Source organism: Streptomyces sp. FH025, from assembly GCF_017427025.1.
GTDB lineage: Bacteria > Actinomycetota > Actinomycetes > Streptomycetales > Streptomycetaceae > Kitasatospora.
Genome location: NZ_JAFLNG010001196.1, coordinates 1 through 1,173 on the forward strand (window position 1 = coordinate 1; position 1,173 = coordinate 1,173).

General features: G+C 79.2%; 1 pseudogene. It reads left to right on the top strand.

Annotated elements, in window-relative coordinates:
- Positions 1-1,173 (top strand): annotated as a pseudogene (locus tag J0670_RS38380) (DNA-binding protein); the annotation flags it as partial.

Below are 1,173 nucleotides of genomic sequence, written 5' to 3' on the forward strand. Positions count from 1 at the left end.
TGCGCGACCGGGCGCTGCTCTGGGGCCCCGACAACGGCCTGCGGCTGGTCCTCGCCGTCCGCGAGGCGCTCGCCCCGACCGCCGCCAACCCCGGGCGCACCGGCCTCGGCCCGACCCTCGCCGACGCCACCGTCGGCATGTCCCCGGCCCGGCTCCAGCAGCTGCTCGCCTCGGCCGGGCAACCCGCCACCCCGGACCCGGTCAGCGCCGTCGCCGCCCTCACCGCGCTGCTCACCGACCGCGCCCGCTGCGCCGCGCTGCTCGACACCGCCCCCGAAGCCGCGCTGCGGCTGCTGGACCGGCTGGTCTGGGGCCCGCCCACCGGCACCGTCCCGGACGCCACCCGGCCGGTCACCGCCGAGGACGCGCAGAGCCCGGTCGAGTGGCTGCTGGCCCGCGGCCTGCTGCTGCCCAGCAGCCCCGGCAGCGTCGTGCTGCCGCGCGAGCTCGCCCTGCACCTGCGCGGCGGCCGCACCCACCGCACCGTCGAACCGGTCCAACCCGAGCCCGTGCCCGCCGCCGCCCCGCGCGATCCACAGGCTGTGGACGGCGCCGCGGCCGGCCAGGCGCACACCGCCGTCAAGACCGTCGAAGAGCTCCTCGACGCCTGGGGCCTCACCCCGCCGCCCACCCTGCGGGCCGGCGGCCTCGGCGTACGGGACCTCAAGCGCACCGCCCAGGCCCTGGAGAGCACCGAGCAGCAGGCCGCCTTCTGGCTCGAACTCAGCTACGCCTCAGGCCTGTTGGCCCCCGACGGCGAGGCCGACGAGTGCTGGGCGCCGACCCCGGCGTACGACACCTGGCTGCAACTGGACACCGCCGAACGCTGGTCCGTCCTGGCCGGCGCCTGGCTCGCCGCCACCCGCGTCCCCGCGCTCACCGGCACCCCGGACGGCAAGGGCAAGCCGCGCGCCGCCCTCGGCCCCGAACTCGACCGCACCCTCGCCCCGTCCGTCCGCCGCGCCACCCTCGCCCTGCTCGCCGAACTCCCGCCCGGCACCCCGGCCACCGCCGACGAACTGCTCCCCACCCTGCGCTGGCAGCGCCCGCTGCGCGGCGGGCCCACCGGCCCGGACGGCCGCGAACTGCGCGACGACCTCACCGCCTGGACCCTCGCCGAGGCCGAACTGCTCGGCATCACCGGCCGCGGCGCCCTCGCCGCCCCCGCCCGCG